Genomic DNA, 22663 nt, shown 5'->3' on the forward strand with positions numbered 1-22663 from the left:
ATCACGTTAGAAGTGCTCACTACATTCGTCCAATGCATGAGAGCACCTCAATCAATACGCCAGCGATATGGTTCATCCATGCGCCGCGAAACACTCGAGCTCCTGCCGCTGCTCCCGACCCTCGTTGCAGTGGCCGATACCGAGCACATCACCGACGCCGCCCACGTTCTGGGCGTTCCTCAACCCACCGTCAGCCGTCAGGTCGCCCGCGCATCGGCGATCCTCGGCGTCGACATCGTCGAACGACGCGGCCGCGGCATCGTGCTCACCAGCACGGGTCGCGTTCTGATTCCGTACCTGCAGCGGGCGCTGAGCGATATCGACGCCGGAATCGACGCCATGACCGAGCACGACGCTCGGGCTCGCGGGCGTATCGCAGTGGCGTTCCAGAACACCCTGGGCGAGGACGTTGTACCCGCCTTGATCCGTCACTTCCGCGTCGACCATCCGGCCGTCACCTTCGATCTCGACCAGGGCGCGCGTGCACGTTGCCTCCAGCGGCTCGCCGATGGCGTCTCGGATTTGGCCTTCGTCTCCCTCAGTACCGAGCACACCGACGACAATTCGTTCCAGCTCTACGACGAGCGGCTGGTACTGGTGGTGTCCCACGATCATCGACTCGCGTCGAGAAAGACCGTCGACCTCGCCGACACCGCCGACGAGAACTACATCGCCATGGGCCACGGCTTCGGTATGCGATCGATCTGCGACGAGCTCTGGGCCGACGCCGGGTTCAGCCCGCGCATCGCATTCGAGGGCCAGGACACCCACACGGTGCGCGGACTCGTCGGTGCCGGGCTCGGGATCGCCATCCTTCCGAAAATTCGCTCGCACGGCGGCGAGAGCGGAACGGTCGATATCGCACTTACTCAACCGACGGCGCGTAGGCGCATCGGCATGGTGTGGGGTCCGCGCGCCGACATGCCGCGGCAGGTCGGGGCCTTTCGGTCGATGGTGCAACGCAGCGGCCGCACACTCGTGATTAGGTGAGTCGATGCAACTGGTTCTGGTACGGCACGCGCTGCCGCAGCGTTCGGACACCTCGGCCGACCCGGCTCTGGCGGAACTCGGCGTCGAACAAGCCGTGCGGGTGCCCGACGCCGTGGCCCGGTTCCCGATTTCCCGAGTGGTCGCGAGCTCGCAGCTTCGCGCCGTCCAAACCGCGCAGCCGCTGGCCGATCGGTTGGGTCTGTCGGTCGAATCGGACGAGCGGCTGGCCGAATACGATCGCGATTTCGGCGGCTACATCCCGATCGAGTCGGCCAAGACCGAGTTCCGTGCGGCGTTCGACCGCATCAAGGCCGGGCATCTTCCGGAACAGGTCGACGAGCAGGCCTTCCGCGGACGAGTGCTCGCGGGAGTGGCCGATATCGTCACGAACAGTGCTCACACCGACACCGTTGTGCTCTTCGCCCACGGCGGCGTCATCAACATCCTGCTGCAGGACGTACTGCAGACACCGAAGGTCCTCGGATTCCCGATCGACTACTGCTCGGTGACGCGCGTGCTGTTCTCACGAAGCGGCGCGAGGTCGGTCTCCTCGGTCAACGAAACCCAGCATGTGTGGGACCTGCTTCCACGCAACCGACAATCCACAGAAATCTCTTAAAGTCCCAGGTCAGCGGCAGTATATGCCGTGACGACGGGCCCTCGACGGTCGGACGACCGGCCGGCGGCAGTTAGCCTCGAAGCATCATGGGTGAATTGCGTATCTTCCGACGTCCTGTTGTTGCTCTCACTGCTCTCGCGTTTCCGCTGGTCGCGGTGGGTGCATTCGCACTCGGCACCGGTTACGACCTCGGCGGCGAATCGACCGCAACCACCACCGTCGTCGCCGAGAGCGAACAGGCCACTCCGGCGGACCAGCAAACCGCCGATCCCCTGTCGAAGACCAGAAACAGTCTCAACAGCGCGTCGCTCCCCATCACGTTCCTCTCCAGCGGTATCGGCCAACTGACCGACGGCGGAACGCAGCTCAACGACGGCGTGGGGCAGCTCGCCGACGGCATCACCCAGGCGCACGACGGAACGATCCAATTGGCCGACGGATTCGGGCAGTACCGCGACGGCATCGGCCAGCTCGGGGACGGTGCGTCGCAGATCAGCGGCGGCGTCGACCAGGTCGTCGACCAGCTCGCTGGTTTCGGCGCTCTTCAGGCCGACTTCACGGCGAAACTCGCCGCCACCGCAGACCAGGTCGATCGCTTCCCGCACCCCGGATCCGACGCCATCTCCGGTGAGATTCGCGGAGTCATCGACACCCTGAACACGCAGGCCTTCGGCCCCGACACCCTCGCGCAGCTCCAGACCCTCAAGGATGGTGCACAGCAGCTCTCCAGCGAACTCAACGACCCGAACAGCCAGTTCCTCGGTGCGACCGGGCAACTCGGCGACGCGACGGTGCAGTTGCGGGACGGGCTGGGCCAGCTCGACGACGGCGGCCAGCAGCTCAAGGCCGGAACCGATCAGCTCGTGACGTCGGTCAAGCCGGTCGAGGGAATCGTCAACGGCATCGCCACCAACGTGCGCGACGCCTCCGCCGCGCTTCCGCCGGGAACAGCAGCCGCCACCAACGACGCGACCTCTGAACAGAACACTGATCAGAACGTCGCAGCTACGTCGACGACAACCGGTACCGGTGCCACGCCGTACCTGATCGCCGCCCTGGTGGCACTCGGGGCGCTCGGCTGCGTCAGCCTCGTACGCGTTCTCGGTAGGGACACGAAACCGCGTTGGCTCGCCGTCGCCGCAGCCGTTGCAGCCGTGGGCGTCAGCGCGGCAATCGCATTCGCCTTCGCAACGGAGGCCGCCATCGGACCGGTCATCGGGGCGGGTGCGTTCCTCGTCGTCTCCGCCGCCGCGTATCTCGCCGCAGCGGGCGCGGTTCAGCGGGTGCTGGGTGCCGTCGTGGGTCAGATCGTCAACGTGGTCGCCCTTGCGGTGCAGGTCGTCGTCTGCGGTTTTGCCTACGCGTCCACCGCACCGATCTGGGGTGACCTCGCCGCATTCATGCCGATGAGCTACACCGCCGCCGGTGCCCGCATCATCGCATCGGGCGAGATGAGCGGGACCGGCTGGCTCGCGATCGGAGCCACGGTGGCGCTGCTGGCCGTCTCGGCACTCGTGTACGTCAGCGCGCGGGGTGGCTCAGCCGACGGGTCGGAGCGGATGGATGGCGGGCGCGGCCGCGAGATGGGCCCCGAACTCGCTTAACGCCTGCTGCAGATGTGGCGTCTGCATGTGGCCGTCCAGGTCCTCCTGCGACTTCCACAGTTCGATGGTGATGAACGTGCCCGGCTCTACCGCCGACTCGAACAGCTCGTAGGAGATGTTTCCGTCTTCCTTACGAGATTCGGCGACCAAGGCCGAGAGGCCGTCGCGCACCGCGTCGGTGGCGTCGGGCTTGGCGATAATGGTCGCGACAACCTTGAGATCGTTGCTCATGAGGTGATGTGTCCTTCGTTCGGCGAGTCCCACTTTCCTCACCGAACGTACTCCCGACACCCCTAAGCTGAGGTGTCCGTACGGAAAGGGATGTCACAGTGAGCTACACCGGTACCGACCAGCGCGCCACGAAGAAGGACTGGCTTGGCCTCGCGGTACTGGTGATACCGATCCTCGTCGTGTCGATGGACATGTCGGTGCTCTACCTGGCACTGCCGTTCATGACGGCCGATCTCGAGCCCACCAGCAACCAATCGTTGTGGATACTCGACATCTACGGCTTTCTGCTCGCCGGACTGCTCATCACGATGGGGTCGCTGGGCGATCGCATCGGCAGACGCACCCTGTTGATGGTCGGTGCCGTCGTGTTCGGCGTGGCGTCTCTGGCCGCGACTTTCTCCACCTCCCCCGAGATGCTTCTGGCGGCGCGAGCTCTGTTGGGAATAGGCGGCGCGACCATCGCACCGAGCACGTTGTCGTTGATCCGCAACATGTTTCACGATCCCGGTCAGCGCAAGGAGGCCATCGGCCTGTGGACCGCAGGGTTCGCCGGCGGAGCCGCAGTGGGCCCCGTCATCGGAGGCGTTCTGCTGGAGCACTTCTGGTGGGGCTCGGTGTTCCTGATCAACATTCCGATCATGGTGCTCCTGTTCGTCGCGGCACCGATACTGGTCCCCGAGTTCAAGGATGCCGATCCCGGAAAGTTCGATCCCATCAGCGTCATGCTCGCCATCTCCTCGATGCTCTCGCTCGTGTACGCCATCAAACACGGCGCGCAGGAAGGCATCGATTCGGCGACGATCCTTACTGCCGTGGCCGGACTCGGTCTCGGTACGGCGTTCGTCATCCGGCAACGTAAAGCTGCCAACCCACTGATCGACGTGACGCTGTTTGCCGAACGTGCCTTCAGCGCAGCGGTAGTGGTGCAGTTCCTGGTCATCTTCGCCATGACCGGATTCAGCCTCTTCGCCGCGCAATACCTGCAACTCGTCGTCGGCCTGGGGCCCCTCGAGGCAGGCTTGTGGTTGCTCATTCCTGCCGCCTCAGCAGCGACAGGTGCGGTGTTCGCGCCGACGATGAGCAAGGTGATCCACACCGGCACCATCATCGCCGGGGGTCTCCTTTTCATTGCGTTCGGTTGCGCCGCATTGGTTTTCGTCGCCGCAGACTCGGGGCTGCCGCTACTGCTCACCGGAATGGCACTGTTGACGTTCGGCATCGGAGCAGCGTCGACCCTCAACTCCGACATCGTCCTCACCGCCGCCGCACCCGAAAAGGCCGGGGCCGCATCGGCTCTCTCGGAGACCGGAGCAGAATTGGGCGGAGCCGTCGGCATCGCCATTCTCGGTACGATCGGCAGTACCGTCTACCGCAACCGCATGGACGACGCCATCCCGGTGGGCACGCCCGCCGAGATCGCCGATCCCGCCAGGGAAACCATCGGCGGGGCCATCGCCGTCGCCGACATCCTGCCCGAGCGGTTCGGGTCGCAGCTGAACGCCGTCGCCAACTCGTCCTTCATCGACGGATTCAATCTCGCCGCCGGGTGGAGCGCTGGTCTGATGGCCGTCAGTGCAGTGACCGTCTTCGTGCTCCTCCGCCGTCAGACCGCGTCGGCGAGGTAGCGCGCCAACCACCGCGTGGCGGACTGGCCGTTCTCGACGTCGTAATTCTGGTACTCCTGGTGGATGCCGGACCGGTAGAACGCTTCGATCTCGCGCTGACGCTGAGCGTTCGCCTGGTCCGACAGCTGGCCCTGCAGCACCGGCAGGCCACCTGCTGCTGCGAGGTCCGAGATCAGCGACTGCGCTTCCTGCGAGTACTGATCGGCGACGTCGGGCGCAGGATCGGACGAGACGGCCAAGAAGCCGACCAACCGCGCGACGTAGTCGTCCTTGGGCGTCGAGCAGTACAGATCGCCGACGGCGCAGAAGGTCCGCACCACGGGGCTGACGTAGCCGAATCCGCCCACCCGCGGGCCGCCGACTCCGGTGCCGACCACGGCGGGTCCCACCAGAGCGTCGGTGTCGGAGCGCTTCGGGTCCGAGATCAGGCCCACCGCCGCCACCCTGTCGGCAGGCACGACGCCGACTCCGGTACCGATGGCCGCGGCGAGGTCACCCGCGGCATCGGCGCCCTGGCTGTAGCCGATGATGCCGAGTTTCGTTGCGCCACAACGGTCTGCCATTGCCTTCAGCATGCCGCCCGCAGTGGTGACGGCTGCAGCGCGAGACTGCCCGTACACCTCGCCCTCCCACGGGAACGCGGTAGCGGGATACGAGACGTAGTCGGTTCGGATATCGCCACCGAGACGATCGATGACGTCGGTCAGCATCCCCGGCTTCGGTGCGGCACCCGAGCTGGTCTCCCACGTACCCGGAATCGCGACCACGTACATCGTCGGGCAGTCGGCTGGATCGGCGGCGGCAGGTGATGCCGCTCCGACGACGAGGCCGGACGCAACCGCTGCAGCGACGCCGATACCGGCGCAGATCTTTTTGACACTCATGGGGAGGGGGCCTCACTGGGTGATCGAACGCGTCGTTGTTCGATCCAGACAATGCCAGGGCCCTGTGACCATCAGATGCCCACATGGTTAACGGACGTAACCGTGCGTCACACCTCTATGAAATGAGACCGAGCTCGAAGTTATGGACGGAATCGGCCTGATATCCGTCCACAACTTCGAGCTCGGCGGGAAAAGCGACTTACCGCTGAGGCACCTGGGTGGGCACGATCGGCGACGGCAGTGCGGTTGCGCCCTGCAGGAAGGTGTCGACGGCGGCCGCACAGGAGCGACCCTCGGCGATAGCCCACACGATGAGCGACTGACCACGGCCCATGTCTCCGGCAACGAAGACGCCGGGGACGTTGGTGACCCACTCGTTGGTGCGCTCGACGTTGCCGCGCTGGCTGAACTCGACGCCCAGGTCGGTCAGCAGACCGCCCTTGTCCGGTCCGACGAATCCCATGGCCAGCAACACCAGGTCGGCCTCGAGGGTGAACTCGCTTCCCTCGACCTTCTCGAACTTGCCTGCCTTGAACTCGACCTCGCACGCCTCGAGAGCAGTGACCTTTCCGTCTTCGCCGACGAAACGCTCGGTGTTGACCGAGAAGACGCGTTCGCCGCCCTCTTCGTGTGCCGACGCCACGCGGTACATCAGCGGATACGTCGGCCACGGGGTGGACACCGCACGCTCTTCGGGCGGACGGGCCATGATCTCGAACTGGTGGACGCTCTCGGCGCCCTGCCGGTGCGAGGTACCGAGGCAGTCGGCTCCGGTGTCGCCGCCGCCGATGATGACGACCTTCTTGCCCTCGGCGCTGACGGGCGGCGCAGCGAAGTCGCCCTGCTGCACGCGGTTGGCGTGCGGCAGGAACTCCATGGCCTGGTAGATGCCGTCGAGCTCGCGGCCCTCGATCGGCAGGTCGCGCCAGGCGGTGGCTCCGCCGGACAGGACGACGGCGTCGAACTGTTCGCGCAGTTCGTCGGCCGTGATGTCCACGCCCACATCGACACCGGTACGGAAGACGGTGCCCTCGGCCTCCATCTGCGCCAGCCGACGGTCGATGTGGCGCTTCTCCATCTTGAACTCGGGGATGCCGTAGCGCAGCAGTCCGCCGATGCGATCGGCGCGCTCGAACACCGTGACGGTGTGGCCGGCGCGCGTGAGCTGCTGTGCTGCAGCAAGTCCCGCAGGTCCGGAACCGACGACGGCAACGGTCTTACCGGTCAGATGCGTCGGGTAGACCGGAGTGACCCAGCCCTCTTCGAAGGCCTTGTCGATGATCTCGACCTCGACCTGCTTGATGGTGACCGGATCCTGGTTGATACCGAGGACACACGCCGCCTCGCACGGTGCGGGGCACAGACGTCCGGTGAACTCCGGAAAGTTGTTGGTGGCGTGCAGACGGTCGATGCTGTCGCGCCAGCGGTCCTTGAACACCAGGTCGTTCCACTCGGGAATCAGGTTTCCGAGTGGGCAGCCGTTGTGGCAGAACGGGATACCACAATCCATGCACCGGCTCGCCTGGGTACGCAGAGTGTCCTTCGAGAAGTCCTCGTAGACCTCTTTCCAGTCCATCAGCCGCAGATCGACGGGACGCCGCTTGGGCACCTCGCGAACGGTGTTCTTCAAAAATCCCTGTGGGTCACCCACGAGCTGCCTCCATGATCGCTTCGTCCACGTCCGCGCCGTTCTTCTCGGCTTCGGAGATGGCCAGCAGTACCTTCTTGTAATCGCGAGGCATGACCTTGACGAAATGGTTCACCTGTTGTGACCAGTCCGCCAGAATCCGCTCGGCCACCTCGGAGCCGGTCTGCTCCTGGTGACGGGTGACGATGTCGCGGAGCCAGGTGAATTCGTCACCCTCGAGCTCCTCGATGTCGACCAGCTCGGTGTTGAGGTTCGCCTCGAACGTCTTGTCCGGATCGAAGATGAACGCAACACCGCCGGACATTCCGGCACCGAAGTTACGGCCCGTCGAGCCGAGGATGACCACCTTGCCGCCGGTCATGTACTCGCATCCGTGATCGCCCACGCCTTCGACGACGGCCTCCGCGCCGGAGTTACGGACGGCGAATCGCTCGCCGACGACTCCGCGGATGAGGGCCTCACCGCTGGTGGCGCCGAACAGGAAGACGTTGCCGCCGATGATGTTGTCCTCGGCGACGAATCCCGCGGGAGCATTCAGCGACGGACGCAGTACGAGATGCCCACCGGACAGTCCCTTACCGACGAAGTCGTTGGCATCTCCCTGCAGGCGCAGCGTCATACCGGACGGGACGAACGCACCGAAGCTGTTGCCCGCCGAGCCGGTGAACGTGATGTCGATGGTGTCGTCCGGAAGTCCGACTCCGCCGTACGCCTTCGTGACCTCGTGCCCGAGCATCGTTCCGACGGTGCGGTTGACGTTGGTGATCTTGGACTCGAAGACGACCTTCTCGCCCTTGTCCAACGCGTTGCGACTGGCCGCGATCAGCTGCTGATCCAAGGCCTTGTCGAGACCGTGATCCTGAACCCCGGTGTTGTAGAGGTTCTGGTTCATGAACGCCGATTCGACCTCTTCGAGGATCGGCGCGAGATCGAGCTTCGACGCCTTCCAGTGCTCCTTGGCCGCGGTGGTGTCCAGCAGACCGACCTGGCCGACGGCCTCGTCGAGCGTGCGGAAACCGAGCTCGGCCATGAGCTCGCGAACCTCTTCGGCGATGAACATGAAGAAGTTCTCGACGAATTCCGGCTTGCCCGCGAACCGCTTGCGCAGCAACGGGTTCTGCGTCGCGACACCCACGGGGCAGGTATCGAGGTGGCAGACGCGCATCATGATGCAGCCCGACACGACCAGCGGAGCGGTGGCGAAACCGAACTCCTCGCCGCCGAGCAGGGCGGCAACCATGACGTCGCGGCCGGTCTTGAGCTGACCGTCCACCTGCACGACGATGCGATCGCGAAGTCCGTTGAGCAGCAACGTCTGCTGGGTCTCGGCCAATCCGAGCTCCCATGGCCCACCCGCGTGCTTGACCGACGTCAGCGGCGTCGCGCCGGTGCCGCCGTCGTGGCCCGAGATGAGCACCACGTCCGCGTGTGCCTTGGACACACCGGCGGCGACCGTGCCGACGCCGACCTCGGAGACGAGCTTGACGTGGATGCGAGCCGACGGGTTCGCGTTCTTCAGGTCGTGGATCAGCTGCGCGAGATCCTCGATCGAGTAGATGTCGTGGTGCGGCGGCGGCGAGATCAGGCCGACGCCGGGCGTCGAATGCCGAACCTCGGCGACCCACGGGTACACCTTGTGCGCCGGAAGCTGGCCGCCCTCGCCGGGCTTGGCGCCCTGGGCCATCTTGATCTGGATGTCGGTGCAGTTGGTCAGGTAGTGCGAGGTGACGCCGAAACGTCCCGACGCGACCTGCTTGATGGCACTGCGCCGCCAGTCGCCGTTCTCGTCCGGCTCGAAGCGCGAGACGTCCTCGCCGCCCTCACCGGAGTTCGAGCGACCGCCCAAACGGTTCATCGCGATCGCGAGGGTCTCGTGCGCCTCGGCGGAGATGGAGCCGTAGCTCATCGCGCCGGTCGAGAAACGCTTGACGATCTCGCTGGCCGGCTCGACCTCGTCGATCGAAATAGCTTGCCGCTCTTCGGTCTTGAAGCGGAACAGACCACGCAAAGACGCCAGCCGCTCGGACTGGTCGTCGACCATCTTCGTGTATTCCTTGAAGATGTCGTACTGACCGGTGCGGGTGGAGTGCTGCAGCTTGAACACGGTGTCGGGGTTGAAGAGGTGGTACTCCCCTTCACGACGCCACTGGTATTCGCCGCCCGTCTCGAGCTCACGGTGGGCGCGCTCCTGACGGTTGTCCAAGTACGCCACCGCATGTCGCGCCGCGACGTCGTCGGCCACCTGGTCGAGGTCGATGCCGCCGAGGTGGCTGTTGAGACCGGTGAAGTACTCGTCGACCAGTTCCTGCGAGAGGCCGATGACCTGGAACAGCTGGGCTCCGGTGTACGACGCGAGGGTCGAGATGCCCATCTTGGACATCACCTTCAGCACGCCCTTGCCTGCGGCCTTGATGTAGTTGGACACGGCCTTGTCGAAGGTGATGTCGGTGAGGGAGCCGCGTTCGATCATGTCCTCGATCGACTCGAAGGCCATGTACGGGTTGACTGCTGCCGCACCGAATCCGATGAGCAGGGCCATGTGGTGCACCTCGCGGGCGTCACCGGCCTCGATGATCAGGCCGACCTTGGTGCGGGTCTTCTCACGGACCAGGTGATGGTGCACCGCGGCGGTGAGGAGCAGCGACGGAATCGGAGCGAGCTTCTCGCTGGACTCGCGGTCGGAGAGCACGATGATCCGCGCGCCACCCGAGATGGCAGCGGACACCTGAGCGCGGATGGCCTCCAACGACTTTCGGAGGCCCTCACCGCCCTCGGACACCGGGTAGAGACCACGCACGACCACCGAGCGCAGTTCTTCCTGAGTGCCCTCGTCGTTTATGTGCACCAGCTTGGCGAGGTCGTCGTTGTGCAGGATCGGCTGCGGCAGCACGATCTGCTTGCAACCGTCGGCACCCGGGTTGAGCAGATCGCCCTCTGGGCCGATGGTGCCGCCGAGGCTGGTGACGATCTCCTCACGGATGGCGTCGAGCGGCGGGTTGGTGACCTGCGCGAACAGCTGCGAGAAGTAGTCGAACAGCATGCGCGGGCGAGCCGACAGGATCGCGATCGGAGTATCGGTACCCATGGAACCGATTGCCTCGGCACCGGATTTCGCCATCGGCGAGACCAGCACGTTGAGTTCCTCGGTGGTGTATCCGAAGATCTGCTGACGGATCAGCACGCGGTCGTGCGGCATGTGCACGTGCGGACGCTCGGGTAGGTCGTCGATCGAGGTGAGGCCCTCGTCGAGCCACTGCTGGTATGGATGCTCGGCGGCGAGCTCGTCCTTGATCTCGTCGTCGGAGACGATGCGGCCCTGCGCGGTGTCCACCAGGAACATGCGGCCCGGCTGCAGGCGAACCTTGCGGACGACCTTCGACGGATCGATGTCGAGAACTCCGACCTCGGAGGCCATGACGACCAGACCGTCGTCGGTGACCCACAACCGGCTCGGGCGCAGACCGTTGCGGTCCAGGACCGCGCCGATGACGGTGCCGTCGGTGAAGCACACCGAAGCAGGTCCGTCCCAGGGCTCCATCAGCGAGGAGTGGTACTTGTAGAACGCCCGACGTGCGGGGTCCATGGATTCGTGCCGCTCCCACGCCTCGGGAATCATCATGAGCACGGCGTGCGGCAGACTGCGGCCACCGAGGTGCAGCAGCTCGAGCACCTCGTCGAAACGTGCTGTGTCACTTGCTCCGTGGGTGACCACGGGGAAGATCTTCTCGAGGGCCTCGGAGCCGCCGAACACATCGGATGTGATGAGTGCCTCGCGAGCGCGCATCCAGTTCTCGTTACCGGTGGCGGTGTTGATCTCGCCGTTGTGGGCAACGCGGCGGAACGGATGCGCCAGCGGCCACGAGGGGAACGTGTTGGTCGAGAAGCGTGAATGCACAAGTCCCAGTGCACTTTCCACGCGCTCGTCCTGCAGGTCGAGGTAGAACCCCTTGAGCTGAGGCGTCGTCAGCATGCCCTTGTAGACGAAGGTCTGCGAAGACAGCGACGGGAAGTACACGGTCTCGCGGCCGGGGCCGTCCTTGCCCGCACCCTCTTCGCCCAGTTCGTGCTCGACACGCTTGCGAATGACGAACGCGCGGCGTTCGAGGTCGAGATCGGTGATCGACGCGTCGGGAGCGGCGAGGAACACCTGACGGAAGGTCGGCATCGCGTCGCGCGCGAGTGCGCCGAGAGACGAGTCGTCGGTGGGAACCTCACGCCAACCGAGAACCTCCAGGCCCTCGCTCCGGACGATGCGCTCGACACCCTCGCAGGCGCGTGCCGCGTCGCTACGGCCCTGCGGCAGGAACGCGACACCGGTTGCGTAAGCACCGGCAGCCGGCAGCTCGAAATCTACGACGGCGCGGAAGAACGCGTCCGGAACCTGAATGAGGATACCTGCACCGTCACCGGTGTTCGGTTCGGAGCCGGCAGCACCGCGGTGCTCGAGATTGACCAGTGCGGTGATCGCCTTCTCGACGATGTCGCGACTGCGACGACCGTGCATGTCCACCACGAATGCGACACCACAAGAGTCGTGCTCGTTGACGGGATCGTAGAGGCCTTGCGGGCCCGGAGTGTGCTTCATACCTAGCCTTAGGATCAGTCCAGCCTTGAAACTCGTCGGCGACGGTCTTGAGTAACCGAGTGCACGAACGGCCTTGAAGTGCGTCCTCGCCGTTGAAGCAGCACTTGTCGATCGTCGACGCTTTCCTCAGCACGGGCGGGTGGGCTCGTGATAGAAAAGTGAGGGTCTCGACGGATTCGGCCGTGGTGAGGCCTATCCAACTACGAACGATAAGTCAGTACCTGGGTACCCCCGCAAATAAGGTAAGCCTATTGTGGGCCTTCACCTGCGCGTATCCACTTTTTATCGGGCATATCGACCCGCGTTCGACCCGTGGCTCTGTTACTTACATGCGTGTGAGACGCATCGTGGAGATAAAAAAACTGGCCGCAGCGATCCGAGATCAGCTGCGGCCAGCGTGGTGGGCGGAGGGGGACTTGAACCCCCACGTCCCGAAGGACACTGGCACCTGAAGCCAGCGCGTCTGCCATTCCGCCACCCGCCCGGGTGACGGCGAGAACACTAACACGCACCCCGCCGAGCTCGAAAATCGCGGCCTCACCCCGTCCGGAGCGAGCAGCGGCACGCGGTCTGCGTCGGAAGCACCGTATATCATGCTGGGAGCGCGACCTCGTGATGACACGCGGCGCTCGCGTCCTACGCACCTGCAGGCACCACACGGTGGAAGAACACACTGAGAGGAGGGGTCACGATGGGCATCGTTCAGCGGTTCGAGCGCAAACTCCAGGGCGCTGTCGGCGACGTCTTCGCCCGCGTGTTCGGCGGTGGCGTCGTACCGGCCGAGGTGGAAGCTGCGCTCCAGCAAGAAGCGTCGGACCTGGTTCGACCCCTCGACGGCGGCCACTACCTGGCACCCAACAGCTACGTGATCACCATCAACAGCTCTGATCACAACGAACTCGCCGGAGATCGAGAACTCACGGTCAAAGCTTTTTCCCGCCACCTCGACGATTACATCCGTGATCAGGGGTGGCAGACCTACGGTGACGTGGTGGTTCGGTTCGAGCCGTCGCCCACTCTGCATACCGGTCAGTTCCGGGCCAGTGGCTCGGTCGACCCCGATGTGGGACGATCGGCGACTGCTGCGCGGAACCCGTCCGCGCAGCGCGGCGCGTCGGCCGAGCAGAATGTATCGGCACCGCCGGCACCCAGTCCCGTCCCTTCAGCCACGCAGCGACCGTCTGCCCCACCGATGTCGACACCAGGAGCCGGCCACATGACGCAGAACCCAGGCTACGACCCGCAGCGCGACCCCGCGGACGGTCATCGTCCCGATCCGCGCGCTCGCAACGGTTACGCCGGTGGCCAGGATCCCCGCTACCCCGCGCGTGAGCAGAACGGCTACGACGCCCAGGCCTATGCGCCTGCCGACTACGACCAGCGCTACGAACAGCAGCCGTACAACGGACAGGGATACGACGAGCAGCCGTACGTCGATCAGGGTCAGGCCTACAGCGCCGCCGGCGGTCAGGACCAGAATTACGATCCCCGGGCCTACGGCAACCCCCACGGTCAGGACCAGGGCTACGACGCTCAGGGCTACAACTCCCAGGGTTACAACGCGCAGGGTTACAACGCGCAGGGCTACGACTCCCAGGGTTACGAATACAACGGTGCCGATCAGGGCGCTGCCTACTCGGAAGCTCCGTATCAGGAGCAGGCCTACAGCGATCCGGCAGGCCAGTACGCCGAGCCCCAGGCCGCGGGATATCAGCAGGCCGGATACCAGCAGCCCGGATACGACTACCCACCTGCCCCGGCCGCCTACGGTCGCGGCTACCAGCAGGGCGACCGCGGCGACGGGTACGGCTACGATCAGCCCGCCGCCTACGCCGGACAGGGTCAGTCGCTCGCAGCCACGCTGCAGCTCGAAGACGGCAGTGGCCGCTACTTCCAGCTGCGTGACGGTCAGAACATCATCGGCCGCGGCCAGGACGCGCAGTTCCGGCTTCCCGACACCGGTGTCTCCCGGCGGCACATCGAGATTCGCTGGGACGGCCGCGTGGCCATGCTTTCCGATCTCGGCTCCACCAACGGCACCACCGTCAACGGTGCTCCGGTGCAGGACTGGCAGTTGGCCGATGGCGACGTCATCAGGGCCGGCCACTCGGAAATTCTGGTCCGGATCGTCTGACGTCGAGGGATGGAAGACACGAGCGGTGTAGCACTCTCGCGCTCGTCCACCCGAATGTCGTCCACACGCGCGGCTTCACCCTATGATGCTGCGAGACAACCATGTCTGCCGCGCCGCCTCGTTCGGGCGTGGGGGATCCGGCCGGATCGCGAAGGAGGAGGTGAATCGTCGTGCAGGGATTGATTCTTCAATTGACCAGGGCGGGCTTCCTGCTTCTGCTGTGGTTTTTCGTCTGGGCCGTCCTTCGCACCCTGCGCAGCGATATCTATGCGGCCGCGGGCATGCGAGTACCCCCGCGCTACAGCGGTGGCTCCAAGGTTCTTCCGTCGTTCAACAAGCAGAAGGTGGCCAAGTACCTCGTGGTGACCCAGGGCGGTCTCGCCGGAACGCGCATCTCGCTGGGCACTCAGCCCGTTCTCATCGGGCGTGCGGACGATTCGACTCTCGTTCTGACAGACGACTATTCGTCGACGCGCCATGCCCGTCTCTCACCTCGTGGCGGTGACTGGTACGTCGAGGATCTCGGGTCGACCAACGGCACCTACCTCGACCGCGCGAAGGTGACCACCGCGGTGCGCGTGCCGCTGGGGACGCCGGTTCGCGTCGGCAAGACCGTGATCGAGTTGCGCCCGTGACCCTCGTCCTTCGCTATGCCGCCCGCAGTGATCGCGGTCTGGTTCGCTCCAACAACGAGGACTCCGTCTACGCCGGAGCCCGGCTGCTGGCCCTGGCCGACGGTATGGGCGGTCACGCTGCCGGTGAAGTGGCCTCGCAGTTGATGATCGCCGCGCTGGCCCACCTCGACGACGACGAGCCCGGCGAGGATTTGCTCGGCAAGCTGGAGGCGGCCACCCGCGAGGGCAACGCCTCCATCGCCGATCAGGTCGAGGACGAGCCCGAACTCGACGGTATGGGCACCACGTTGACCGCGATTCTGTTCGCGGGCAAGCGAATCGGGCTCGTTCACATCGGCGACTCCCGGGCGTACATGCTGCGCGACGGATCACTTACTCAGATCACCCGCGACGACACCTTCGTCCAGTCACTCGTCGACGAGGGTCGCATCACCGCCGAGCAGGCACACACTCACCCGCAGCGGTCTCTGATCATGCGTGCTCTCACCGGCAACGAGATCGAGCCGACGCTCACCGTCAGGGAAGTGCGTGCGGGAGACCGCTACCTACTGTGCTCCGATGGACTGTCCGATGTCGTCAGTGACGAGACCATCGAGAACACCATGAACGAAGGCGAAACCGGCCCCTGCGCCGATCGCCTGATCGAACTCGCCTTGCGTAGCGGTGGACCGGACAACGTGACTGTCGTCGTCGCCGATGTGATCGATCTCGACTACGGACAGAGCCACCCCATCCTCGGCGGTGCGGCCAGCACCGAGGATGAAGAGGACTCCCCTCCCCCCAACACCGCAGCAGGACGTGCCGCGGCAATGCGCCCGCCTCGCTCGACCCCCAAGCGAGTCGCCACCCCGGTGGTGACGCCGGAGAAGAAGTCGCACAAGCTGCGCTGGACGCTGATCGCCCTGACCCTGGTGGTGCTCGCGGGAATCGGTGCGCTCGTGGCCAATTCGGTCATCAAGGGCAATTACTACGTCGGTGCCGACAACAGCAAGGTCACGGTGCTGCGCGGTCTTCCCGGCTCGGTCCTCGGATACTCCTTGCAGAGCGTGGAGCTGGTCGGCTGCCTCGACGGCGACGGAGCCGTCGCGCTGACCGCTCCTGATGCCGCGCCTGCGGACTGCATACCGTTCGAGATCGACGACCTTCTGCCCGCGGCGCGCGAGCAGGTCACAGCCGGGTTGCCCTCGGGATCCCTGGACAATGCACGTGGTCAGGTCGAACGCCTCGCGTCCGGCGACCTCCTTCCGGTGTGCAAGACCGACGCTGCTGTCACGACCACCCCGACGCCGACGCCGACCCCGACGCCGATCATTCCGCCACCCGGGGTGCCGCTGCCACCGACTGCGGCGCCCGGCCCGGAGGCCACGCCCACCACCACTGCAGTGCCGACACCGACGGTTCCACAGGTACCCGGCCAGAACTGCAGGACCGGTACTCGATGAGTTCCTCCACCTCCGCCGGAGGGCCCTTTCCGAGTCCACCCGGAGGGTTCGCTCCTGCACCGATCCAATCGAACCGGCGCGGAGTCGAGTTGCTGCTGCTCGGGGCAGCGGTCCTGATCACCACCATCTCGTTGGTGCTGGTCGAGGCCAGTCAAGAGCAGACCATCACCTGGGATCTCGCGAAGTACGCGATCGCGTATCTGGCGTTGATGACGGTGGCGCACTTGGCGGTCCGACGCTTCGCCCCTCATGCCGATCCGCTGCTACTGCCCATCGTGGCGTTGCTCAACGGACTCGGTCTGGTGCTCATTCACCGACTCGACCTGGCCGACGAACAGCAGGCGCAGTATCTCGGGAATCCCATTCCCTCACCCGACGCCAACCAGCAGGTGCTGTGGACGACGCTCGCAATCGCCGGCTTCGTGGCTCTGTTGGTGTTGCTGCGGGACTACCGCACGCTGGCCCGCTACGGCTACACCGTCGGCCTGGCCGGCCTGATTCTTCTCGCCATCCCGGCACTGTTGCCGTCCGCGTTCTCGGAGGTCAACGGATCGAAGATCTGGATTCGTCTGCCAGGGTTCAGCATTCAGCCCGGCGAGTTCGCGAAGATTCTGCTGCTCATCTTCTTCGCATCGCTGCTGGTGGCCAAGCGCGAACTGTTCACCGTCGCCGGCAAGCACTTCCTCGGCATGGACTTCCCGCGGGCACGCGATCTGGGACCGATCCTGGTCGTCTGGGTCGTCTCCGTCGGCGTGCTGGTGTTCGAGAAGGACCTCGGCACGTCGCTGCTGATCTTCGGAACCGTCCTGGTGATGATCTACATCGCCACCGAACGCGTCGGCTGGTTGATCATCGGGTTCGGACTGTTGCTCGTCGGCTTCCTGTTCGCGTACCAGGTGTTCGGCCACGTCAAGATCCGCACCGACACCTGGCTGCGCCCGTTCGACGACTACAACGACACCGGATATCAGATCGTCCAGTCGATGTTCAGCTTCGCCACGGGCGGATTGGCGGGCACCGGCCTCGGCAGCGGCCGCCCGTCCCAGGTTCCGTTCGCCAAGACGGACTTCATCATCGCGACCGTCGGCGAAGAGCTCGGCCTCATCGGCCTGACGGCAGTGCTGGTCCTGTACCTACTGTTCATCATTCGCGGCATGCGCACTGCGCTGGCCGTCCGGGACAGCTTCGGCAAGCTGCTGGCCGCCGGCTTGTCGTTCACCATCGCGATCCAGTTGTTCGTCGTCGTCGGCGGCGTCACCAAACTCATTCCCCTGACCGGCCTCACCACGCCGTATCTGTCCTACGGAGGATCCTCGCTTCTCGCCAACTACCTCCTGCTCGCGTTGCTGATCAAGATCTCCGATGCGGCCCGTGAGCCGGCAACTGCCAAGAAGAAGCCCGCTCCGGTGGCACCCATTGCGGACGCGCCCACCGAAATGGTGAAGCGCCCATGAACACTCCTCTGCGCCGGGTGTCCATCGCCGTCATGGTCATGGTCGTCGCGTTGCTGGCCAACGCCACCTACCTCCAGGTCATCAAGGCGGACGATCTGCGGACCGACCCACGCAACTCACGCGTGTTGCTCGACGAGTACTCCCGGCAGCGCGGACAGATCTCGGCAGGAGGCCAGGTGCTGGCGTCGTCCGTCCCCACCGACGACCGCTACAAATACTTGCGCACCTACCCCCAGAATTCGATCTCGCCGGCCAGTCCCGAGGCCAACGCGCCGATCACCGGCTACTACTCGATGCTGTACTCGAGCAGCGGCCTCGAGCGCGTCGAGGATCCCGTGCTCAACGGATCGGACGACCGCCTCTTCGGCGGCCGACTGTTCGATCTCATCTCCGGTCGAGATCCTCGCGGCGGCAACGTCGTCACCACCATCGACCCCGTCGTCCAGCAGGTCGCGTACGACCAGCTCACGGCCAAGGGGTACACCGGCTCGGTGGTGGCCCTCGACCCCACCACCGGCAACGTGTTGGCGATGGCCAGCACCCCCAGCTACGACCCCAACCTGCTCGCCAGCCACGACGGCAGCGCCACGACGGCCGCGTGGGAGAACCTGAGCAACGACCCGGCCGAGCCGATGGTGAACCGGGCCATCTCGCAGACCTACCCACCCGGCTCCACGTTCAAGGTGATCACCACGGCCGCCGCGCTCGAGACGGGCGCGACGCCCGACAGTCAGCTCACGGCCGCATCGAACATCACGTTGCCGGGCACCTCGACGACACTCGAGAACTACAACGGATCCACGTGCGGCGGCGGGCAGACGGCAACTCTGCGCGAAGCATTCGCGCGATCGTGCAACACCGCCTTCGTCGAACTCGGCATCGACGCCGGTGCAGAAAAGATGCGCGAGACCGCGGCGGCCTTCGGTATCGGTGAGGACACGGCCATTCCGCTGCCCGTGGCCGAGAGCACCATCGGCGCGATCGAGGACGACGCGGCCCTCGGCCAGTCCAGCATCGGCCAGCGCGACGTGGCGCTGACCCCCTTGCAGGACGCCGTCATCGCCGCCACGGTCGCCAACGGGGGCGTGCGGATGGCGCCGAACCTGGTGCAGCAGTTGCAATCTCCCGATCTGTCCGACCTGTCGAGCTACCAGCCGCAGTCCCTGGGACAGGCCATCAGCTCCGATACTGCTGCGACCCTGACCGATCTGATGATCGGCTCGGAGAACAACACCAGCGGCGAGGGCAAGATCCCCGGTGTGCAGATCGCTTCGAAGACCGGTACCGCGGAACATGGTTCCGATCCACGAAACACCCCACCACACGCCTGGTACATCGGATTCGCGCCCGCGGACGATCCCAAGGTTGCCATCGCAGTCATCGTCGAGGACGGCGGAGACCGCGCGTTGGCCGCAACCGGTGGATCCGTGGCCGCACCCATCGGGCGTGCCGTCATCGGCGCCGCATTGCAGGGGAGGTGACTCGAGATGCCATTGAGTAACGGAGCCGTCATCGCTCAGCGCTACCGACTGCTGCGCCTCATCGCCACCGGCGGTATGGGGCAGGTGTGGGAAGCGATGGACAATCGTCTGGATCGCCGGGTGGCCGTCAAGGTACTCAAGGCCGAGTTCTCCGAGGACCCGGAGTTCCTGCAGCGCTTCAGGTTCGAGGCCCGCACCACCGCGCAGCTGAACTACTCCGGGATCGCCGGCGTCTACGACTACGGCGAGACCCGTGACGGCGCAGGCGAATCGCTGGCCTACCTGGTGATGGAACTGGTCAACGGTGAGCCGCTCAACGCCGTGCTGGGACGCATGTCCAGGTTGCCGCTCGGGCACGCGCTGGACATGCTCGAGCAGACCGGTCGCGCCCTGCAGATCGCCCACACCGCAGGCGTGGTGCACCGCGACGTCAAGCCCGGCAACATCTTGATCACCCCCACCGGGCAGGTGAAGATCACCGACTTCGGCATCGCCAAGGCCGTCGATGCGTCTCCGGTGACCAAGACCGGAATGGTCATGGGCACCGCGCAGTACATCGCCCCCGAGCAAGCACTCGGCGAGGAAGCCACGTCGGCATCCGACGTCTACTCGCTCGGCGTCGTCGGTTACGAAGTGCTCGCAGGCGCGCGGCCGTTCGTCGGAGACGGTGCTCTCACCGTCGCGATGAAGCACGTCCGCGAACAGCCCGCACCGATGCCCGTCGACCTGCCCCCGGCCGTTCGCGAACTCATCGAGATCACGATGGTCAAGGACCCGGCCACCCGCTACGCCAACGGCGGGGAATTCGCCGACGCTGTTGCCGCGGTCCGTGCAGGTCGCCGTCCGCCTGCGCCGGGAAGCTCCCGAGGCACGGGCACCGGACGCGTCATGATGCCCGGAGTGGTGCCCAGTCCGCAGCCGCCGCCGTCGAGCACCCAGATGATGCCCACGTCCCAGCGCGAGTACCGCGGACCGGCCACCGGGACGGCTGCCGCAGCCGTACCGGAGCCCACCGGAATGTCGGCGGCGCAGAAGGCCCTGGCCTGGGGCGGCGCGGGGCTGTTGCTGTTGGCCATCCTCATCGGCGGTTACGTGCTGTTGACCGGGGGTAGAGACGACACACCGACTCCGTTCGTTCCGCCGACCACGACCACCACCCAGCCGACCACCACCACCACCGAACCAACAACCACGACGACCGAACCCACGACGACAACGGAAGAAACCACCACCGAGGAAACGACCACGACCACGACGACGACCACGCAGGAGCCGACGACCACCGAGGAAACCACGACGACCTCTGCGGAGCCCACGGAGACGACGAGACGGCCGCTGATCGAGATTCCATTCCAGCAAAATCCTCGAGGACAATGATGACGACTCCCCGTACGCTCTCCTCTCGCTACGAGCTGGGCGAGATACTCGGTTTCGGCGGTATGTCCGAGGTCCATCTGGCTCGCGACACTCGACTCGACCGCGACGTCGCCATCAAGGTTCTGCGCGCCGATCTCGCGCGGGATCCCACGTTCTACCTGAGGTTCCGCCGGGAGGCGCAGAACGCTGCGGCCTTGAATCATCCCGCCATCGTCGCCGTCTACGACACCGGTGAAGCAGAGACCGAAGCCGGTCCGCTCCCGTTCATCGTCATGGAGTACGTCGACGGCGACACCCTGCGCGACATCGTCCGCGCCGAAGGACCCATGCCGCCGCGTCGGGCGATGGAGGTCATCGCCGACGTCTGTGCAGCGCTCGATTTCAGCCACCGCAACGGCATCGTGCATCGCGACGTCAAACCCGCGAACATCATGATCAACAATGCAGGCGCGGTGAAGGTGATGGACTTCGGCATCGCGCGTGCCATCGCAGATTCCTCGTCACCGATGACCCAGACCGCGGCCGTGATCGGAACCGCGCAATACCTCTCACCCGAACAAGCCCGAGGCGAACAGGTCGACGCCCGCTCGGACGTCTACTCGCTCGGCTGTGTGCTCTTCGAGATCCTCACCGGAGAACCGCCGTTCACGGGCGATTCACCGGTCGCCGTCGCATATCAGCACGTGCGCGAGGACCCTCGGCTACCATCCCTCGTCAACGACACCGTGCCGCGCGAACTGGACTCCATCATCCTCAAGGCGATGGCGAAGAACCCGGCCAATCGCTACCAGAGCGCCGCCGAGATGCGGACGGATCTGGTCCGCGTACTCGGCGGTCAACGACCGAGCGCGCCGATGGTGATGAACGACGAGGACCGCACCACCATTCTCGGATCGGTCGACTCCCGCCAGGCCGACGTCTCCGGCCGCGACAAGCCCGCCGTGGCCGCCGCAGCGTCTCGCCCGTCGCGGCACGCCGAACCGGACTACGAACCGAAGAGCCGACGCGGCCTGAAGATCACGCTCGCCTCGCTCGCCGCTGTGATCGTCGTCGCGATCGTCGGCGCGTTCCTGTGGTCGCTCGGCCCCGGCGCGGACCCCACGACCGTCACCGTGCCCACCGTCGCCGGACTGTCCGCGGACGAAGCTCAACGCCAGCTCGAAGACGCCGGACTCCGCGTCACGGTGCAGGAGAAGTCGGATCCTGCGGTGCCCGAAGGGTCTGCGATCGGAACCAACCCCGCGGCCGGATCGCAAACCGAATCACCCGGAGCGATCCAGCTCGACGTGTCCTCCGGACCCCAGCAGGTACAGGTACCGCGACTGACCGGTCGAACCCAACAGCAGGCGTCCGACGCATTGAACGAGGTGGGTCTCGAACTCGACCCCACCATCGCCCGCGCGCCGTCGTCGCCGGAGGACCTGGACAAGGTCATCGAGCAGAATCCGTCGTCGGGTGTGAGTATGAACGCCGACTCCCAGGTGCGCATCACGCTGGGATCCGGGCCGGCGCAGGTACGGATGCCCAATGTCGTCGGCCAGCTCGTCGACGTGGCACAGCCGAACGTCGAGGGTGCCGGACTGCGCGTGCAGATCCAGAACATCGACTCCTCGCAGCCGGTGGGACAGGTCGTGTCGACCGATCCCGCAGGCGGTGCCACCGTGGCCGAGAACACCGTGGTGACGTTGCGAGTCTCCAACGGTGACAAGATCCCGATGCCGGACTTGTCCGGTCTCACCGAATCCCAGGCACTGACGGCGTTGGAGTCGGCGGGATGGACCGGTACGGCGTCCGAACTGTCGACGTCGAGTCAGGCGATTCTCGATCCCCTGTCGGTCGGCAGAATCGTCAACCAGACGCAGCCGGCAGGATCGGAAATCAGCAAAACCGACACCATCACCGTCACCATCGGTGTGTTGGGTATCCCGACCGGTCGCTGACTCCGACCGCTCGC

The 22663-nt window shown here is 65.5% G+C and carries 15 protein-coding genes and 1 tRNA gene; 11 read left to right on the forward strand and 5 right to left on the reverse strand.

The window, feature by feature from the left end; translation table 11 throughout:
* Positions 1-78 precede the first annotated feature (78 nt).
* From ACIGGF_RS06305 to ACIGGF_RS06315, 3 genes are all read left to right on the forward strand, one after another.
* Entirely contained in the window at positions 79-990 is a 912-nt protein-coding gene (locus ACIGGF_RS06305; RefSeq protein WP_397520534.1) for a LysR family transcriptional regulator, read from the forward strand.
* A 4-nt stretch (positions 991-994) separates the two neighbouring features.
* The gene (locus ACIGGF_RS06310; RefSeq protein WP_397520535.1) at positions 995-1609 is read left to right on the forward strand and encodes a histidine phosphatase family protein; all 615 of its coding nucleotides are present in this window, start codon (positions 995-997) and stop codon (positions 1607-1609) included.
* Between the two features lie 86 nt (positions 1610-1695).
* Positions 1696-3213 (forward strand): phage infection protein, encoded by a 1518-nt coding sequence (locus ACIGGF_RS06315; protein WP_397520536.1) that lies wholly within the window; start codon positions 1696-1698, stop codon positions 3211-3213.
* On the opposite strand, the gene ACIGGF_RS06320 is transcribed toward ACIGGF_RS06315, so the two are convergent.
* The gene (locus ACIGGF_RS06320) at positions 3148-3444 is read right to left on the reverse strand and encodes a putative quinol monooxygenase (protein WP_397520537.1); all 297 of its coding nucleotides are present in this window, start codon (positions 3442-3444) and stop codon (positions 3148-3150) included. The two genes, ACIGGF_RS06315 and ACIGGF_RS06320, sit on opposite strands and share 66 nt — an antisense overlap.
* Before the next feature lie 98 nt (positions 3445-3542).
* On the opposite strand from ACIGGF_RS06320, the gene ACIGGF_RS06325 reads away from it, so the two are divergent.
* Positions 3543-5069, forward strand: coding sequence for an MFS transporter (locus ACIGGF_RS06325; RefSeq protein WP_397520538.1), 1527 nt, complete (start codon positions 3543-3545; stop codon positions 5067-5069).
* Here the strand turns inward: ACIGGF_RS06325 and ACIGGF_RS06330 are convergent.
* The 4 genes from ACIGGF_RS06330 to ACIGGF_RS06345 all read right to left on the reverse strand — a co-directional run bounded on the left by ACIGGF_RS06330 (position 5048) and on the right by ACIGGF_RS06345 (position 12670).
* Entirely contained in the window at positions 5048-5953 is a 906-nt protein-coding gene (locus ACIGGF_RS06330; protein ID WP_397520539.1) for a cutinase family protein, read from the reverse strand. The two genes, ACIGGF_RS06325 and ACIGGF_RS06330, sit on opposite strands and share 22 nt — an antisense overlap.
* Positions 5954-6152: 199 nt before the next feature.
* The gene (locus ACIGGF_RS06335; RefSeq protein WP_397520540.1) at positions 6153-7604 is read right to left on the reverse strand and encodes a glutamate synthase subunit beta; all 1452 of its coding nucleotides are present in this window, start codon (positions 7602-7604) and stop codon (positions 6153-6155) included.
* Complete coding sequence (gene gltB / locus ACIGGF_RS06340; RefSeq protein WP_397520541.1) at positions 7597-12186, reverse strand: glutamate synthase large subunit; 4590 nt, start codon at positions 12184-12186, stop codon at positions 7597-7599. Before gltB ends, ACIGGF_RS06335 begins: the two co-directional genes overlap by 8 nt.
* A gap of 398 nt (positions 12187-12584) precedes the next feature.
* Positions 12585-12670 (reverse strand) — tRNA-Leu (locus ACIGGF_RS06345).
* Between the two features lie 207 nt (positions 12671-12877).
* Here ACIGGF_RS06345 and ACIGGF_RS06350 point away from each other — a divergent pair.
* The 7 genes from ACIGGF_RS06350 (at position 12878) to pknB (ending at position 22649) form a co-directional block, all read left to right on the forward strand.
* The gene (locus ACIGGF_RS06350; RefSeq protein WP_397520542.1) at positions 12878-14320 is read left to right on the forward strand and encodes an FhaA domain-containing protein; all 1443 of its coding nucleotides are present in this window, start codon (positions 12878-12880) and stop codon (positions 14318-14320) included.
* 170 nt (positions 14321-14490) lie between these two features.
* Positions 14491-14955 (forward strand): FHA domain-containing protein, encoded by a 465-nt coding sequence (locus ACIGGF_RS06355; protein WP_397520543.1) that lies wholly within the window; start codon positions 14491-14493, stop codon positions 14953-14955.
* Positions 14952-16397: a PP2C family protein-serine/threonine phosphatase gene (locus tag ACIGGF_RS06360; protein WP_397520544.1), complete on the forward strand. Its 1446-nt coding sequence runs from the start codon at positions 14952-14954 to the stop codon at positions 16395-16397. The genes ACIGGF_RS06355 and ACIGGF_RS06360 overlap by 4 nt, the downstream gene beginning before the upstream one ends.
* A complete protein-coding gene (locus ACIGGF_RS06365; protein WP_397520545.1) occupies positions 16394-17851 on the forward strand; it encodes an FtsW/RodA/SpoVE family cell cycle protein in 1458 nt (485 codons plus the stop codon). The genes ACIGGF_RS06360 and ACIGGF_RS06365 overlap by 4 nt, the downstream gene beginning before the upstream one ends.
* Positions 17848-19332: a peptidoglycan D,D-transpeptidase FtsI family protein gene (locus ACIGGF_RS06370; RefSeq protein ID WP_397520546.1), complete on the forward strand. Its 1485-nt coding sequence runs from the start codon at positions 17848-17850 to the stop codon at positions 19330-19332. The genes ACIGGF_RS06365 and ACIGGF_RS06370 overlap by 4 nt, the downstream gene beginning before the upstream one ends.
* Positions 19333-19338: 6 nt before the next feature.
* Complete coding sequence (locus ACIGGF_RS06375; protein WP_397520547.1) at positions 19339-20709, forward strand: serine/threonine-protein kinase; 1371 nt, start codon at positions 19339-19341, stop codon at positions 20707-20709.
* Positions 20709-22649 (forward strand): Stk1 family PASTA domain-containing Ser/Thr kinase, encoded by a 1941-nt coding sequence (gene pknB / locus ACIGGF_RS06380; protein WP_397520548.1) that lies wholly within the window; start codon positions 20709-20711, stop codon positions 22647-22649. Before ACIGGF_RS06375 ends, pknB begins: the two co-directional genes overlap by 1 nt.
* Positions 22650-22663 lie beyond the last annotated feature (14 nt).

The sequence above is a fragment of the Rhodococcus sp. NPDC078407 genome (genome assembly GCF_044542515.1).
Lineage (GTDB): Bacteria > Actinomycetota > Actinomycetes > Mycobacteriales > Mycobacteriaceae > Rhodococcoides.

Bases quoted from the DNA above. Each gene is read 5' to 3' on its own strand.
- pknB (WP_397520548.1), top strand. From the start codon at position 20,709: ATGACGACTCCCCGTACGCTCTCCTCTCGCTACGAGCTGGGCGAGATA.
- ACIGGF_RS06350 (WP_397520542.1), top strand. From the start codon at position 12,878: ATGGGCATCGTTCAGCGGTTCGAGCGCAAACTCCAGGGCGCTGTCGGC.
- gltB (WP_397520541.1), bottom strand. From the start codon at position 12,186: ATGAAGCACACTCCGGGCCCGCAAGGCCTCTACGATCCCGTCAACGAG.
- ACIGGF_RS06315 (WP_397520536.1), top strand. From the start codon at position 1,696: ATGGGTGAATTGCGTATCTTCCGACGTCCTGTTGTTGCTCTCACTGCT.
- ACIGGF_RS06305 (WP_397520534.1), top strand. From the start codon at position 79: ATGCGCCGCGAAACACTCGAGCTCCTGCCGCTGCTCCCGACCCTCGTT.
- ACIGGF_RS06310 (WP_397520535.1), top strand. From the start codon at position 995: ATGCAACTGGTTCTGGTACGGCACGCGCTGCCGCAGCGTTCGGACACC.
- ACIGGF_RS06320 (WP_397520537.1), bottom strand. From the start codon at position 3,444: ATGAGCAACGATCTCAAGGTTGTCGCGACCATTATCGCCAAGCCCGAC.
- ACIGGF_RS06365 (WP_397520545.1), top strand. From the start codon at position 16,394: ATGAGTTCCTCCACCTCCGCCGGAGGGCCCTTTCCGAGTCCACCCGGA.
- ACIGGF_RS06330 (WP_397520539.1), bottom strand. From the start codon at position 5,953: ATGAGTGTCAAAAAGATCTGCGCCGGTATCGGCGTCGCTGCAGCGGTT.
- ACIGGF_RS06375 (WP_397520547.1), top strand. From the start codon at position 19,339: ATGCCATTGAGTAACGGAGCCGTCATCGCTCAGCGCTACCGACTGCTG.
- ACIGGF_RS06370 (WP_397520546.1), top strand. From the start codon at position 17,848: ATGAACACTCCTCTGCGCCGGGTGTCCATCGCCGTCATGGTCATGGTC.